12 protein-coding genes are annotated in these 15,249 nt (G+C 68.4%); 7 read left to right on the top strand and 5 right to left on the bottom strand.

Annotated elements, in window-relative coordinates; genetic code table 11:
- From NN2_RS30975 to NN2_RS30955, 5 genes are all read left to right on the top strand, one after another.
- Positions 1 to 466: DUF3043 domain-containing protein (locus tag NN2_RS30975; RefSeq protein ID WP_063018282.1), on the top strand; the 466-nt coding region annotated here is incomplete at its 5' end.
- 226 nt (positions 467 to 692) lie between these two features.
- Entirely contained in the window at positions 693 to 2,597 is a 1,905-nt protein-coding gene (gene cobT / locus NN2_RS30970; RefSeq protein ID WP_082857407.1) for a nicotinate-nucleotide--dimethylbenzimidazole phosphoribosyltransferase, read from the top strand.
- A 181-nt stretch (positions 2,598 to 2,778) separates the two neighbouring features.
- Positions 2,779 to 3,519 (top strand): adenosylcobinamide-GDP ribazoletransferase, encoded by a 741-nt coding sequence (locus NN2_RS30965; protein ID WP_439955873.1) that lies wholly within the window; start codon positions 2,779 to 2,781, stop codon positions 3,517 to 3,519.
- A gap of 518 nt (positions 3,520 to 4,037) precedes the next feature.
- Positions 4,038 to 5,078 carry an ATP-grasp domain-containing protein gene (locus NN2_RS30960; protein ID WP_369817451.1) on the top strand — a complete coding sequence of 347 codons (1,041 nt, stop codon included), beginning with the start codon at positions 4,038 to 4,040 and terminating at the stop codon, positions 5,076 to 5,078.
- 38 nt (positions 5,079 to 5,116) lie between these two features.
- Positions 5,117 to 7,120 (top strand): hypothetical protein, encoded by a 2,004-nt coding sequence (locus tag NN2_RS30955; protein ID WP_063018280.1) that lies wholly within the window; start codon positions 5,117 to 5,119, stop codon positions 7,118 to 7,120.
- Positions 7,121 to 7,216: 96 nt separating this feature from the next.
- Here the strand turns inward: NN2_RS30955 and NN2_RS30950 are convergent, their stop codons facing one another.
- The 4 genes from NN2_RS30950 to asnB all read right to left on the bottom strand — a co-directional run bounded on the left by NN2_RS30950 (position 7,217) and on the right by asnB (position 11,911).
- Positions 7,217 to 8,809: a purple acid phosphatase family protein gene (locus tag NN2_RS30950; protein ID WP_063018278.1), complete on the bottom strand. Its 1,593-nt coding sequence runs from the start codon at positions 8,807 to 8,809 to the stop codon at positions 7,217 to 7,219.
- A 281-nt stretch (positions 8,810 to 9,090) separates the two neighbouring features.
- A complete protein-coding gene (locus tag NN2_RS30945; RefSeq protein WP_063018276.1) occupies positions 9,091 to 9,360 on the bottom strand; it encodes a DUF2277 family protein in 270 nt (89 codons plus the stop codon).
- 52 nt (positions 9,361 to 9,412) lie between these two features.
- Positions 9,413 to 9,763, bottom strand: coding sequence for a hypothetical protein (locus tag NN2_RS30940; RefSeq protein WP_063018274.1), 351 nt, complete (start codon positions 9,761 to 9,763; stop codon positions 9,413 to 9,415).
- Between the two features lie 222 nt (positions 9,764 to 9,985).
- On the bottom strand, positions 9,986 to 11,911 hold the full coding sequence (gene asnB, locus NN2_RS30935; RefSeq protein ID WP_063018272.1) for an asparagine synthase (glutamine-hydrolyzing): 1,926 nt from the start codon (positions 11,909 to 11,911) through the stop codon (positions 9,986 to 9,988).
- A gap of 455 nt (positions 11,912 to 12,366) precedes the next feature.
- Here asnB and ctaC point away from each other — a divergent pair, with 455 nt between their 5' ends.
- Together ctaC and NN2_RS30925 are read left to right on the top strand one after the other, a co-directional pair.
- Positions 12,367 to 13,365, top strand: coding sequence for an aa3-type cytochrome oxidase subunit II (gene ctaC, locus NN2_RS30930; RefSeq protein ID WP_082857405.1), 999 nt, complete (start codon positions 12,367 to 12,369; stop codon positions 13,363 to 13,365).
- 18 nt (positions 13,366 to 13,383) lie between these two features.
- Positions 13,384 to 13,800, top strand: a complete 417-nt coding sequence (locus NN2_RS30925) for a cytochrome c oxidase subunit 4 (RefSeq protein WP_030514776.1) — start codon at positions 13,384 to 13,386, stop codon at positions 13,798 to 13,800.
- Between the two features lie 143 nt (positions 13,801 to 13,943).
- Here NN2_RS30925 and NN2_RS30920 read toward each other — a convergent pair whose 3' ends face one another.
- A complete protein-coding gene (locus NN2_RS30920; protein ID WP_063018268.1) occupies positions 13,944 to 15,227 on the bottom strand; it encodes an FAD-binding oxidoreductase in 1,284 nt (427 codons plus the stop codon).
- Between the last annotated feature and the right edge of the window lie 22 nt (positions 15,228 to 15,249).

The following is a 15,249-nucleotide window of genomic DNA, read 5'->3' as shown; positions in this document are numbered from 1 at the left end:
CCGGGCCAGGCGCAAGGCCACCCGCGGCAACCGCGAGGAACGCAAGGTCGCCTCGGCCGAACGCCGGGCCGCCGCCGCCGATCGCCGCGCCCGGATGCTCGCCGGTGAGGACAAATATCTGCTGCCGCGCGACCGCGGCCCGGTTCGTGCCTACGTCCGGGACCTGGTCGACGCCCGCCGCAATCTGGTCGGATTGTTCATGCCGCTGGCGCTGGTGCTGATCCTGACCATGTTCCTCACCCCGCAGGTGCAGGCCTACGTCACCCTCGCGATGATCGTGATGATGCTGTTCATGGTCGCCGAGGGCTTCGTGATCGGCCGCCTGATCAACAAGCGGGTGCAGGAGCGCTATCCCGACGACACCACCTCGAGTTGGTCGCTGGGCTGGTACGCCTTCGTGCGCGCCTCCCAGATCCGCCGCATGCGCGCCCCGAAGCCGCGGGTGTCGCCCGGCGACGCGGTCTGAGTTTCGGGGATCCGGCGCCGGACCGCACGATCGTTCTCCGCGCGGGCGGCCGTATGTCCGGTCGGCGGGGCGGTTGCTGTGTACGTCTGGTCGAGGGCCGCCGCGAGTGTGCTGAACCGCGGCGGCGGACGGATCGAACTCGGCCGTTGCGGGGGCCTCGGGCTCGGAGAAGCAGCGCCTCGGGTGTGCGGCGGTCGGGGTACGGGCCGATTGGTACCGTGCTGACGTGGTGAACGATGCTGCGGGCGGCCGAGGGCTGCGGACGCTGGTGCTCGGTGGGGCGCGCTCGGGAAAATCCGCCTATGCCGAGGAGGTGGCCGGCCGCAGCGGACCGGTGCGCTACGTCGCGACCGCGGTTCCCGATCCCGCCGACGCCGACTTCGCCGATCGTATTGCCGCCCATCGCGTTCGGCGCCCCGGCACCTGGCATGTGGTGGAGGGCGATCCGATCACCGTGCTCGGTGACTCGGCGCCGGTGACGCTGATCGACGACCTCGGCACCTGGTTGACCGCCCGCATCGACGCGCGCGCGGCCTGGGAATCGCCGCGCGGAACCGTCGGCCCCGATATCGACGCGCTGGTCGCGGCGGTGACCGGCTATGCGGACCGCCTGCTGATCGTGAGCCCGGAGGTGGGACTGGGTGTGGTTCCGGCGACCGCGTCGGGACGACTGTTCCAGGACGAGATCGGGACGCTGAATCAGCGGCTCGCGGCGGTGTGCGACGAGGTAGTGCTGGTCGTCGCCGGAGTGCCGGTCGTCCTGAAGGGGGCCCGTACTTCGACCGGAAGCGGGATCGCGGCGGCCTCCGCCGCGGTCGCGGCCGCGGGGCTGGGAGATGTTGCGGCGCAGCGAGTCCCGGCTTCCGACAGCGCTGATTCCGCGGGCCGGGAGCGTCCGGTCCACGGGTCCGGTTTCGCCGACTCCGCTGCGGCGGAAAAAGCGTTGTCCTCCGGTCACGATGCGGACGGCGGCGCTACGCCGGCCTCGGACGCCGGAGCTACCGCTGCCGGCTCGATGGTGGGTTCGACCCCGCGTGGCCTCGCCGAATTCGACGGCACCACACCGGCATTCGGTCCGGTCGCCGCGCCCGACGCGCGGGTGCGGGCCGAGGCCGAGCAGCGGCAGTTGCAGTTGACCAAACCGGCGGGGGCGCTCGGGCGGTTGGAGACGCTGGGCAACTGGGTGGCGGCGTGCCAGGGGGAGTGCCCGCCGCATCAGTTCCGGCGTGCCCGGGTCGTGGTGTTCGCGGGCGACCACGGTGTGGCGCGACACGGCGTGTCGGCGTATCCGAGCGAGGTGACCGCGCAGATGGTCGCCAACTTCCTGGCCGGTGGGGCGGCGGTGAACGCGCTGGCGCGCCTCGCCGACGCGACCGTGCGGGTGGTGGACATCGCGGTGGACGCCGACACCGATCCGTCGGTCTCGGCACACAAGATTCGCCGCTCCAGCGGCGCCATCGACCGTGAGGACGCCCTCACCGAAGCCGAGCTGTACGCCGCGCTGGCGGCGGGCCGCGCGATCGCCGACGAGGAGATCGACAGCGGGGCCGACTTGCTGATCGCCGGCGATATGGGGATCGGAAACACCACGCCGGCAACGGTTCTCATCGCCACGCTCACCGACACCGAGCCGGTGGTGGCGATCGGCCGCGGCACCGGCGTCGACGATGCCGGATGGATGCGCAAGGCCTCCGCGATCCGCGACGCCATGTGGCGTGCGCGCCCGCACCGCCACGACCCGTTCGCGCTGCTGCGGATCGCCGGTGGCGCCGATTTCGCCGCCACCGCCGGCTATCTCGCTCAGGCCGCCGCACGGCGCACGCCGGTGATTCTCGACGGTGTGGTGGTCACCGCAGCCGCGCTCATCGCCGAAATGCTCGCTCCCGGCGCGAAGCGCTGGTGGGTGGCGGGGCATCGGTCCACCGAGCCGGCGCACCCGCTGGCCCTCGCCAAGCTCGATCTGGAGCCGCTGGTCGAGCTGAACATGCGGCTCGGTGAAGGCTCCGGTGCGGTGAGCGCGCTGCCGCTGCTGCGTGCGGCCGTCGCCGCGCTCTCGGAGATGTCGACCTTCGGTGAGGCGGGGGTGAGCACCGCCGAATCCGATTCGGCCGCACCGGAAGTCGTGTCCTGAACGAGGGGCGCGGACCGGATCGCCCGGCCCGCACGGCCGGCCCTCCGAGCACGCGGCGGAAGGCCGGCCGGATCGGGTATCTCGTCGATCACCAGCGCGCCGGGTGTCGTCGGTCGGCGGCGCCGCACACAGCATCGAGATGTGCGTGCTGTGGCATCGCCGGATCGGGGTTCCGGCCGTGATCGCGGCGGCTCGTCTCGCGCTCTCGTGGTTGACGGTGCTGCCGGTGCGCGGACCCGAGACGGTCGACCGCAGGGCGGCGGCGGGAGCGATCGCGGCCGCACCGGTGGTCGGGGCGGTGCTGGGGGCCGGTGCCGCCGGGTTGCTGTGGGTGCTGATCCGGGCCGGAACGGGTTTCGCGCTGGCCGGGCTGATCACCGTCGGTGCGCTGGGACTGGCGACCCGCGGAATGCATCTGGACGGGCTGGCCGATACCGCGGACGGGCTGGGCAGTTACGGCCCGCCGGAGCGTGCCCGGGAAATCATGAAGAGCGGCGGTGCGGGGCCCTTCGGGGTGGCCGCGTTGATCTTCGCCATCGGGATTCAGGCGCTGTCGTTCGCCGCCCTCGCCGAGCACGGCCGCTGGTTCGCGGTCGGGCTCGCGGTAGCCGTCGGACGGGTTGCGGTCGTCCTCGCCTGCCGCGGGTACGCTTCCGCTTCCGGCGCCGGATTCGGTGCGCTGGTGGCGCGCACGCAGTCGGCGGTGACACCGGCGGTCTGGACTCTCGCCGCGCTCGTCGCCGGCGTCTTCGCCGCGCCCGCGTCCTGGCTCGGGCCGGTCGCGGTCGCCGTGGCTCTGGCGGGTGCGGCTGTGCTGGTGTGGCATTGTGTGCGGCGTTTCGGCGGGCTCAACGGTGATGTGCTCGGCGCCGCCGTCGAGGTGACCGTCGCGGTCACCGCCGCGGTGCTGTCACTGTCCTGAGTTCGTCGCACCGCCCGATCGGCCGTACCGTTTCATCCACCCTGAAGGACTCCGACCAGCGAAAATGATTGTGCGTCAATAACGCAACGGCGTTGCCCCTGTTTGGGAATGAAACATCGGGGTATCCGTGAGCAATGACGGTGATAGAGCGGATCGCCGTTGTTGCCGCCCGTCGACGATGCCGAGCGCACGCGCGGCGATACCGGAGCCCGCCGAATTCGCAGCCCCCGGTATCGAGCGCAGGACCACCGCGCGACAAGACGACCTCGCGATCGACGAACGGTGCACCGAGGTCGAAGAGGGGAGCAGGTTTGTCGATTTCATCCCGTGAATCGAAGCGCAGGAACCCGGACAAAGGCTATGTCGCCCTGCTGGGTTGGAGTCTGAACGCGGTCGAAGCGGTGGACCGATTCGATCGGCGTTATGTGGTCGTAGCCCCGGAGTGGGCAGAGGAATATTGCACCGAGAACGAAATACCCTACCTCTGCTGGAATTTCGAGCGACTCAACGACCGGTCGATGGAAATCGCCGAGACCCTGAAGGAGATGGGCGTCGACGTCGCCATCCCGATCTTCGAGGAGACCGTGGAATGGGCGGGTGCGATCAACTCGGTGCTGCTGGACAATCCGCGGCTGCTCGGCCAGGCCATGCTGCTGCGCGACAAATCGCTGATGAAGCGGCGCGCGCAACTGGGCGGTATCCGGGTGGGCATCTTCGAGGAGGCACACGAGCGTGACGACGTCATCCGGTTCCTCAAGCGCGTCAACCAGACCCTGCTCAAACTCGACGGCGATCCGAACGATCCGATCCATGTCAAGGCCTTCGACAAGGCCGGTTGCCTCGGTCACCGGGTGATCCGCACCCCCGACGAGATCGACGCCATCCCCGACGACGAGTTCCCGGTCCTGATGGAATCGCATTTGGACGGTTGGGAATTCGCGGTCGAGGCGTGGATCCACGACGGCAAGATCCGATTCCTCAACATCTCCGAATACGTGCGGCTCGGCTACTCCGTCTTCGTCCCCGCGACCCCGGAACTGGAAAAGTACCGGCCGGAGATCACCCGGCAGGTCGAAAAACTGATCAAGACCTTCGATATCGAATTCGGGTTCGTCCATCCGGAGTATTTCGTCACCAGCGACGGTGAGATGTACTTCGGCGAGGTCGCCTATCGCCCGCCCGGGTTCAAGGTGTTCGAATTGCTCGAGCGCGCATACGGATTCAACGCCTATCACGCGCTGGTACTCGCATTCGATCCGAAGACCACCGAGGAGGAGATCGTGGAGTTCTTCCCTCGCGAAGTGGTGGATGCGAAAGGACATGCCGGCTCGTTCGGCGTCTACCCGCGGCGGCGGGTGGTCAGCCGGTTGTCGATCCCGGAGGAGACGGAGGATCACGAGTATTTCGAAACCCACGAGCTCACCGCCCCGCTGTCGGAAAAGGTCACCAAGCGAACCGCATTCGGCAATCACTGGGGTCTGCTGTACTTCTTCGGCGAAGACCCGTACGCTCTGCGGGACCTGCTGAAGCGACAGGAAGAACTCGACTTCTACGTATGAATCCTTCTCGGCAGGAATGGATCACGGGAGGATCCTGATTGACTCCACTCGGCAGCGACGACGACACTCTGGACAGACGTCTCGCCACGCTGGACGAAGCCACGCGAATTCTGGGCGCCACCAGCGATTTCGGTAAGCAGGTGAAGCTGTCCAGGGTGCTGGGTGCGCTGCGGCGGGTGCTGCTGCTGCCCGGCGGCTGCGCGGCGGTGCGGGCGCGGGCGAGCGGTCTCGAGGCGGCCGGGCTGTTCCTGGGCACCGACTGGGCGAAACCGGAGATCCTCATCCCGGCGCTGAGTGTGGGCTCGTTGCGCAGCGCCAACGCCGACACGGTAGTGCTGGAGACGGTGAGCGATCTGCGCCTGCTGGCGGTGGCCAAGGGCGAGTTCACGCATCCGTCGGTGAGCGCGGAGCAGGCGCTGGGGCATCTGTCGCAGGTGCTGGCGGTGAACCTGAGTCTGCTGTTCACCCCGCCCAGCGAGGCCGAACGCGAACAGCAGGGGCGGATGGCGCGGGTCTCGCGGGAGCTGCTGCATCACCTGGTGGAGGAGATCGGCTACGAGAAGGTGCTCGAGCATCTCGTCGACGAGATCTGGCGGATTCTGCGCCAGCGACCCATCCAGGTCGAGCAGGTGAAGCGGATGATCACGCAGATCGCCGTCGCCCGCAGCAATCCCGATATCGATCTCGGCGCCACCGGGCTGGGTGCGGACCGGCTGATCAGCAGCCTCTACGGCACCACCGACGCCTGCCGGGAGGATCCGGGCGTCGAGGTCTACCGCACGCGCCTGGACGGTATGGACGACAGCGCATTGCAGTACGAGGCAACGGGTTTCGCGCGCTCGATGCACGACACCGGGCTGGTGTCGCCGTATCACGCGGTCCTGCTGCGGTTCCTGCTGACCAAGGGGGAATATCTGCTCGGTGAGGCGCTGGGCTTGTCCAGCACCGGGCGCGACAGCCTGCTGTGCTACCACGAACTCGTGCGCAACCTGATCGAGGAGGCCGTGCACGTCGAGACCGCGCAGGGCATCTACGGGCTCGCGCTGCTGCTGGAGCGGGGGATTCTGTATCAACCGCCGGTCGCGCCCGCGCTGTGGCGGCAACTCGCGCTGCAGGTATCGCCGCGCTCGCGGGAGCGGCTGCACGAGATCTTCGGGCCGGTGCCGGACGCACGGGCGCGGTTGCTGTCCGGGATGCTGTCGATTCTCGGCCTGCCGCTCGGCGTGGGCCAGGGCGACAACCCGACCTGCCAGTCGGCGCGCGCCCTGTCGATGTGGGCCTACAACGATCCCGACTATCTGTTGCAGACCGTGGCGTGGGCGGCCCGTGACGACGAGATCGTCATGCATTTCGAGGGACAGCCGATCTCGTCGAAAGAGGCCGGTGCCGGGGTCGCGACCTCGCTGCCGATGGACCTTGACCCGGTATCGCTGCTGGTCGTCCCGCATCTCGATCGGATCTACGCCGAAATGGGGCGGCGCTGCGCCGGGCGCGAGGGCGATCCGCATCGGTGGATCAACCCCGAATTCCACGGCTGGTGGTCCGGCCGCGGATTCCGCATCAATGTCGACGTCGAGACCGGGCGGCTGATCGACGTCGACGAATTCCTGCGGCACTTCTACGCCAGCTACCACCCCTTCTACAACGGCAATCAGCCGCTGATCCACCCGCAGCCGGCCGGCATCGCGGTGACCGACAGCGCCGCCCGGTTCGTCGGCTGGCACGCGATCACCATCCTGCGGGTCAGCCTCGATCCGCAGGACACCATGCGGGTCTATTTCTACAATCCGAACAACGACAGTGGCCAGGACTGGGGCGACGGCGTGGTCGTCGGCACGGCCGGGCACGGGGAACGGTTCGGTGAGGGATCGCTGCCGTTCGAGCAATTCGCCTCGCGGCTCTACATCTTCCACTTCGACCCGCTCGAACGCGGCGAACCGGCCGCGGTGGCGCGTCCGGAGCTGGATCGGGTCGTCGGCTACATCCACCGCAGCTGGGGTGCGGACCGGTTGCCGGAGATCGTGAGCGATGCGCCGTCGTGACCCGGCGGATAGGTTGCGTGCACGGACGATTCACGGTGGCGAGCGGCTCTCGTGGCCGAGGGCGACGCGACCGCCGCGCGATCGTCGTGCTGTGGGTCAGCTGTCGGAGCGGGGGCGGGTGAGGATGAAGGAGTCCACCGGTTTCAGCGTGTCGGTGACCGCGTAGTAGGTGGCCGTCATGGTGGTGTGGCCGCCGGGGGAGCCGGGGTTCACGTCGAAAGCGCAGAAACCGTATGGGTGTTCGGGGTCTTTGAAGGCGGACCAGGGTGCTTGCTCCATCACGTAGATCGGCGCCTTCTTACCCGTGCCGGGGTCGACGGCGCCGACACCGGTGATCACCCGGCACTGCTGTCCGGGGAAGAACAGCCCGTTCGAGGGGGCGGAGGTTCCGCCGCCGCCGATCACGAGATGCACTGTGCCCTTGGAGGTGTCGATGATTTCGGGTGCGGTCGCGGTGGCGGGTGTGACCGCCTCCGGGACCGGTTTCGGGGTGAGGGTGTCGCTGCCGAGGACGCCGCGGACGGGATGTGAACGCTCGTAATGGTGTTCGTGTCCGCACAGCACCAGATCGACCTGGTAGCGGTCGAACAGCGGCAGCCACTCCTGGCGGATCCCCAGATCGGCGCCGTTGGCCTTATCGGCCGAGGAGATCGCGGTCTGGTGCATGAACACGACGATCCAGTCGATGGCGCGGTCGGCTCGAGCGGCGGCCAGTTCCTCGTCGAGCCAGCGCTTCTGGGCGCCTCCCGAGTAGCCGTGCACGTAGGAGTTGCCGCCGTCCTGCAGGCAGATGTCGTCGTTGGCCACCGCGATCACCCGGACCGCGCCGACCGTGAAGGCGTACCAGAGCCCGCGCGCGAGATCCTCGGCCCCGCTGTCGGGCACGGTGAAATACGTTTGGAACGCCTCGTAACCGATCGGGCCGTTGCCGCGTTCGTTCTCGTGATTGCCGGGCGCCGGCATCCACGGTCGGTGGCGAGCGGAGCGAGAATTGTTGGCCCACCAGTCGTTCCAGGTGCGGATCCGGTCGGTGGCGAGATTGGCGTAGCACAGGTCGCCGTTGACGAGATTGAACAGCGGGGCGAGATGTTCGATCCCCGCGGTGACATCTCCGGCGACGGGGGAGCCGAGGTTGTCGTTGACGTAGCGGCCGTTGTCCAGTTTGCCGAGCGTCGGGGTGCCCTGATCGCCGAAACTGGTGAAGCGGAACGTGGCCCGGCCCGCCGGCGCGGTGCGGTGTGTGCCCAATTCCGGTGTGGCGCCGTCGTGTCCGGCCGCGTAGATGTAGTCGGTGTCCGGCGTGAGCCCGCTTAGCACCGCGTGATGGGCGTACACCTCCGTGCCCGAGGCGGCGTCCCGGTAGACCCGGGTCTGCGCCTGGGCGGTCGCGCCGAAACCCGTTGTCGCCGTGCCGAATCGCACCACCGGATTGCGCACCGAACCCGGACTCTGCCAGCTCACCACGGCCTCGCGCGCGGCGTCGGCGCCGAACTGCAGGTGCAACCCCGTGACCGGTGGTGCCGCCACCCGAGCCGGCTCGATCGCCAATTCCGGCGACAGCGGCCAGAATCGCCCGCCGCTGCCGGTCGACGATCCGTCGCCGTGCAATGCCGCCGTCGTCCCCGCGCCCACGGCCAGCCCGGCGATCGCCGCCGCCCCCGACGCGCCGAACAGCCACCGCCGGCTCACCCCGCGCGATCGGTCGGGGCGAACGCCGCCATCCTCGGGCCCTCCTACTCGAGCAGCGGCGTCCGGCCCGGCGGTGTCATCTCCGTGCGTACCGCCGCCCGGCGTCGAACCAGGACCCGCCCCCGCCCCGGCGCTACCCGCTTGCTCCGATACCGGCTCCGACGCATCCCGCTCGTCCATCCCTCCACCCAACCGTGCGCGGGTTCAGAAAACCCCACGCCACGGCGAACGCCGGGTGAATCACGAGCCGAACGCCATCGAGAACCGGTCCGCCGCCCTGCTCAGGCGCGAGCGGCGATGCGGGCTTGCACTTCCGGGCGCCGCAGCGGCGGAACCGACTTCGGCGGGGCTTTGCGCTCTGGCAGCGCCGCCAGCAGCCGGGTGGTCGCCGCCGCGATCTCGGCGACGGCCTCCTCGACCGCGGGGCGGGTGGTCTCGGAGATGCTGCTCAGACCACCCACCTTGCGGACGTACTGCAGCGCGGCCGCGTCGATTTCCTCAGGTGTCGCCGCGGGGTCCAAGCCGCGCAGCGCGGTGATGTTTCGGCACATGCTTACGAGGGTAGGCCGCGTGCCGGTTGCGATCGAGCCGTCTGATACCGGCTCAGGCGGCGCTGCCGCTCGAGAACGGCGAATAGCCGTAGCCGTAGCCATACCCGTAACCACCGGTCCACGGGCTGTACCACCCGGGATAGCCGCCGTAACCTCCGCGCGGGCCGCCCCAGCCGGGCATTCCCCAGCCGCCGTGATGGCCCCAGCCGTGATGCCCCCAGCCGTGGACGAACTGGATATCGGTTCCGGGTGCCTGGACTTCCTGGGACTGGGCCGGGGCCACCGCCGGTTCGGCGAGAGCGGGGCCGGCGGCCGCCACGATCGGGGCCGCCGCGATGGCGACCGCGATCACCGTGCGGGACATGCGGGTGCGGATCTTCGAGGGCAGTTCGTTTCGAACCATCGGAATTCCTTATGTACGTGTCTCGGTCATATCCGTCCACGGCTCGAGCCGAGCCGCTCAACTTGCTTGACGCCATTTAATGTACCGCTATTTAACGGCACGTTCAAGAGCGTCGAAAAGATGACGTGACGTCTATGCACGCGTACGAAAGGAATCGATGGGGCCAGCGCCGCACCGCCGGGCCGTGGTCGGCCGCGGTGCGACGCCGCCTCGCGGTAACGGCTAGAGCCGCACGGGGTAGGTGGGCTCCTGAATATCGGGCTTGATCCGGTTCTCGACGAAGATGCCGTGCCAGATCATGAACACCAGCAGGGTCCACAGGCGACGGCTGTGGTCGCCGTTGCCGGCGCGGTGTGCCTCGAGCATCGCCTTGATCGCGGACTTGTCCAGCAGATGGTCGGTCTGCGATTCCGCGATCTGGGTGGCAGCCCAGTCGTAGAGCTCCGGGCCGCGCAGCCAGTGCCGCAGCGGCACCGGGAAGCCCAGCTTCGGCCGGTGCAGCACATGCGGCGGGACGATCGTCTCGAGTGCGCGACGCAGCGCGTACTTGGTGGTCTCCTTGGTGATCTTCTGCTGATACGGGATCTGCTCGGCGACCGCGAACACCTCGGGGTCCAGGAACGGCACCCGCAGCTCCAGCGAATTGGCCATGGTCATCTTGTCGGCCTTGACCAGGATGTCGCCGCGCAACCAGGTGAACAGGTCCAGATGCTGCATGCGCGCCACCGGATCCCAGCCGCGTGAGCGCGCGTAGATCGGGGCCGTCACATCCTGGTGCGTCCATTCCGGACGGAATTCGCGCAGCACCGCCCGCAACTGGGCGTCGTTGAAGCTGCGGGCGTTGCCGTAATAGCGCTGCTCGAGCGGCAGCGAACCGCGATGCAGCAGGCTCTTGCCGCGCGTTCCGTCCGGAATCCGGTCCGAGAGCTTGCCGGCCAGTCGCCGCACACCCTTCGGCAGGTATTCGAAGGGCTTGAGCGACAACGGTTCCCGATAGATCGTGTAGCCGCCGAACAACTCGTCGGAACCCTCACCGGAGAGCACCACCTTGACGTGCTTGCGGGCCTCCTGCGCCACGAAATACAGCGGCACCAGCGCCGGATCGGCCACCGGATCGTCGAGGTACCAGACGATCTCGGGGATCGCGCCTGCGAACTCCTCGGGGCTCACGGTGCGGATGAAATGCTTCGCGCCGATCGCCTCCGCGGTCTCGGCCGCCACGTCGGCCTCCGAATACCCCTCCCGCTCGAACGCCGAGGTGAAGGTGAGCAGATTCGGGTTGTGCCGGATCGCCAGCGCCGCGATCGCGGTGGAGTCGATGCCACCGGACAGGAAGGCGCCGACGGTGACGTCCGCGCGCATGTGCTTGGCGACCGAATCCTCGAGCACCGCCGCGATCTCGCGGTAGCGGGCCTCCTCCGAGCCGGCCGCGAACGGGCGCACCCGGAAGTTCGGCTCGAAGTAGCGGGTCACTTCCGGCGCGGCCCCGGGACGCAGCGTGGCGTAGCAGCCCGATTCCAGCCGGCGGATGTTCGCGTGCAGCGACTCCGGCTCCGGCACGTACTGCAGCACCGTGTAGTGCTCGAGCGCGCGCGGATCCAGCGCATCCGACAGATTCAGCGCGGGCAACAGTTCCAGCAGGCTCTTCTTCTCGCTGGCGTAGGCGGTGCCGCCCGGGCCGGTGGCCAGGAACAGCGGCTTGATGCCGAACGGGTCGCGGGCCAGCACCAGCTCCTGGGTTTGGGTGTCCCAGATGGCGAAGGCGAACATGCCGCGCAGCTTGGAGAATGCCGCGGTGCCCCAGTGGTGATAGGCCGCGACGATCGCCTCACCGTCGCCCTCGGTGGCGAACCGCGCCCCGAATTCGTCGCTCAGCTGCGCGCGCAACTCCAGGTAGTTGTAGATCTCACCGTTGAACGCCAGCGCATAACGCTGCGGATTCTCCGGCGGGCCCCAGCGCAGCGGCTGATGCGAATGCTCGATGTCGATGATCGAGAGGCGGTTGAAGCCCAGGATGATGTGTTCGTCGTGCCAGGTGCCGCGCTCGTCCGGGCCGCGATGGCGCCCGCACTGCAAGGCGTCGTACACCTGCTGTACGACGGAGTCGGTGGCCACATCGGCGGTCAGAAATCCCAGCAGTCCACACACTGCGTCGAGAACCTCGTTTCCGGATCGGGTACGCGGAGAACATTCGAAACCAGTCCCCGAGTATGCCGCACCGCGGCCCGGCTCGTCGCCTCGCTGGGCGGCGGTCGCCCTCGCCTGGGATTTCGCGCCCGCGCGCGCGGGCGGCGCAACCGATCGGTCGGGATCGCACCCGGTGGCCGGTGTGTCGAAAGCGACCCGGGCACAACGCGGGAGGCGGTTTGGTCTACGCTGCGTAGTACTCGGGAACTCTCGTGGTCGGCCGTGCGTTCGGCGCGGCTCGCGAAAGGCTCCCGAACGTGCTGAAAACGCGCTGCCCGGCATCCGGGTGGCGCCGTGTCGGATGGACGACCAGGAAGGCGTTGAGCGTGGCGCACAAGGCGAGCGAAGCGATAGGGGCACGACCCGCCCGGGTACGGCGGGGCCGCATCCTTCGGCGGGCCGGGCTGGCGGTGTCCATGGGGATCACCGTGATGCTCGTCTCGGGCTGCTCGATCGACAATCCCGTGCTTCGGTTCGGCTGGCCCACGGGTGTGACCCCGCAGGCGACCCGGATGCGGGAACTGTGGACGTGGTCGGTCGTCGCCGCCCTGGCGATGGGTGTGCTGGTCTGGGGTCTGACCTTCTGGACCGTGACCTTCCACCGCAAGAAGAAGACCTCCCCGGAGTTCCCGCGGCAGACCGGGTACAACGTGCCGCTGGAGCTGACCTACACGGCGATTCCGTTCGTGATCATCGCGGTGCTGTTCTACTTCACCGTGGTCGTGCAGAACTACGTGCACGAGAAGACCTCGAACCCGGATGTGGTCGTCGACGTGACCGCGTTCCAGTGGAACTGGAAGTTCGGTTACCAGAAGGTCGTCGGTCAGAACGGCCAGGTCTACGAGGGTGTCGACCAGACCCGTCAGGCGCTGAACGAGCAGATCCAGTCCGAGTACAAGGAGCGCACCGCCGACGGCCACCCGCAGCCGGGTCCGGTGCACGGCCTGCCCGCCAACGACATCTCCTACCTGCACTACGACAAGGTCGAGACCATCGGCTCGTCCAACGAGATCCCGGTGCTGGTGCTGCCGACCAACAAGGTCGTGGAATTCCAGCTGGCCTCCGCCGACGTCATCCACTCCTTCTGGGTGCCGGAGTTCCTGTTCAAGCGCGACGTGATGCCGAACCCGAAGGAAAACCACTCCGACAACACCTTCCAGATCACCAAGATCGAGCACGAGGGTGCTTTCGTCGGCCGCTGCGCGGAGATGTGCGGTACTTTCCACTCGATGATGAACTTCGAAGTGCGTGCCGTGACGCCGGACAAGTTCGACAAGTACATCGCCGCCCGCGAAGCGGGTAAGACCAATGCCGAGGCCCTGTCGAGCATCGGCGAGTCGCCGGTCGCGACCACCACGCACCCGTTCGACACCCGTCGCACCGCGCGTGAAGCCAGCCAGGCCGAGAGCAAGTAAGAAGGGTACTGAACAGACATGAAGGTCGAAGCACGCATCTTCGAGCTGCTCACGGTGTTCTTCATCATCGTGGCCGTCGTCTACGGATTCTTCACCGGCCAGTCCCGCACCGGCGTCGAGTGGGCGGGTACCACCGCCATCGTGCTGACCGCCGGACTGACGCTGATCGTCGGCACCTACTTCCGCTTCGTGGCGCGCCGGTTGGATCTGCGCCCCGAGGACTACGAAGAGGCCGAAATCGTCGACGGTGCCGGCGACCTGGGCTTCTTCTCGCCCGGCAGCTTCTGGCCCATCCTGCTGGCCGGTTCCGCCTCGGTTACCGCGCTCGGCTTCGCGTTCTTCCAGTATTGGCTGATCGGCCTGGGCGTGCTCTGCATCCTGGCCTCGGTCGCCGGTCTGGTGTTCGAGTACCACGTGGGACCCGAGAAGCACTGAGCATCCGACGCTCGAGCGCCCCGGCTTCGGCCGGGGCGCTTCGTCGTTGATGGGGCTTTTTCGAGATATCGCCGAGAGGGAATATCGCCGGAAATGCCGAACGCCCCGACATGTCTGCCGGGGCGTTCGGTCTTCGCAGTGGGTCAGTCGGGGGTGTGGTAGCGGCGGGCGCGTTCGGAGCGGCAGATGTCGTCGATGCCGGAGGTGATGTCGCGCAACAGTTCCGGGGCGCCGGAGCGGCCGGAGTAGGTGCCGGTGGGGCGCAGGCGGCAGGTGAAGGTGATGAAGCCGTGGTCCTCGCCGGCGGACTCGTGCAGATACGGGGACCGCACGCCGTAGGTCATGGCGGAGATGACCGTGATGGCGCCACTGCGCTCGCGATGCTCGGCGAACAGGTCGTGCAGGCGGTGGAAGACGGTGCTGTAGCTGCTCAGGGGCGCGAAGACCGCCACCCGGTAGGCCGGGCCGCGCTCGGAGGAGCTGATCACGGTGTCGGCGAGATATTCGGCGTCGCGCAACGTGAGTACCTTGGGGGCGAACATCAGCGCACCGGCGGCGGCGTTGCGCACCGGCATACCGGCGCGGCCACCCGCGGCCGAGGCGATGGCGCCCAACGACTTTCGCGCCCGCGCACCCAGTTCGCGGCGGGCCCGCAGCGAGGGGGTGGCGGTGGTGGGGTGCAGACTCGACCACTGGCCGAAGCGGACCGTGCCCAGCTGGATGTTCCCGGTGCCGACCGGACGCGAGACGCGCAGCGGCGCGGTGTCGACCCAGCGGCCGACCTGCAGCAGGGCGTCGCCGGGGCGGGTGATCTCGGCGTGCGAGTGTTCGACGAAGGTGTCGAAGTCGAGGAAACGGTGCGCGTCGGAGGTGAGCCAGGTGTGGTCCTTGTCGACCTCGATGGCTTGCAGCGTCAGCGCCGTGATGATGCCGGTGCGCCCGGCTCCGCCGAGGATGCGGTGGAATCGCTCGGCATGATGGGTGCGCCCGCAGGTGCCGAACCTGCCCTCGGGGTCCACGTATTCGAGGGCGACCACGTTGTCGCTGAACATGCCGTAGCGGTGCGAGGCCGCGCTGAGCCCGCCGACGGCGGCGAAACCGCCGGCCGTGATCTCGCGGTGGTCGCCGACGATCGGCAGGCCCAGGCCGTGTGCGGCCAGGGTGCGATCGATATCGGACAGCCGTGCGCCGGCCTGCACGCGCACCAGCCGCGCATCGGCGTCCACCGCCTGCACCCGGTTCATCCGGCGCAGCGACATCACGATGCGACGGTCGGGCGGGGCCGGTTCGTCGTCGAGCTGCTCGCTGCTGTGGTCGCCGCCGCGCACGGTCAGCGGTTGCGGTCGTGAATCCCGCACTGTGCGAACGACATCCGCGGTGTCGCGGGGCAGATATTCCTCCGGCAGAGCAGCGAGCGAGGTACTCATGGCCTCAAAGCTAACCACAGTA

This window comes from Nocardia nova NBRC 15556 (assembly GCF_001613005.1).
GTDB classification, from domain to species: domain Bacteria; phylum Actinomycetota; class Actinomycetes; order Mycobacteriales; family Mycobacteriaceae; genus Nocardia; species Nocardia nova.
Note: the sequence above shows the minus strand (reverse complement) of the source record. Positions and strands in the feature narration are given on the sequence as shown.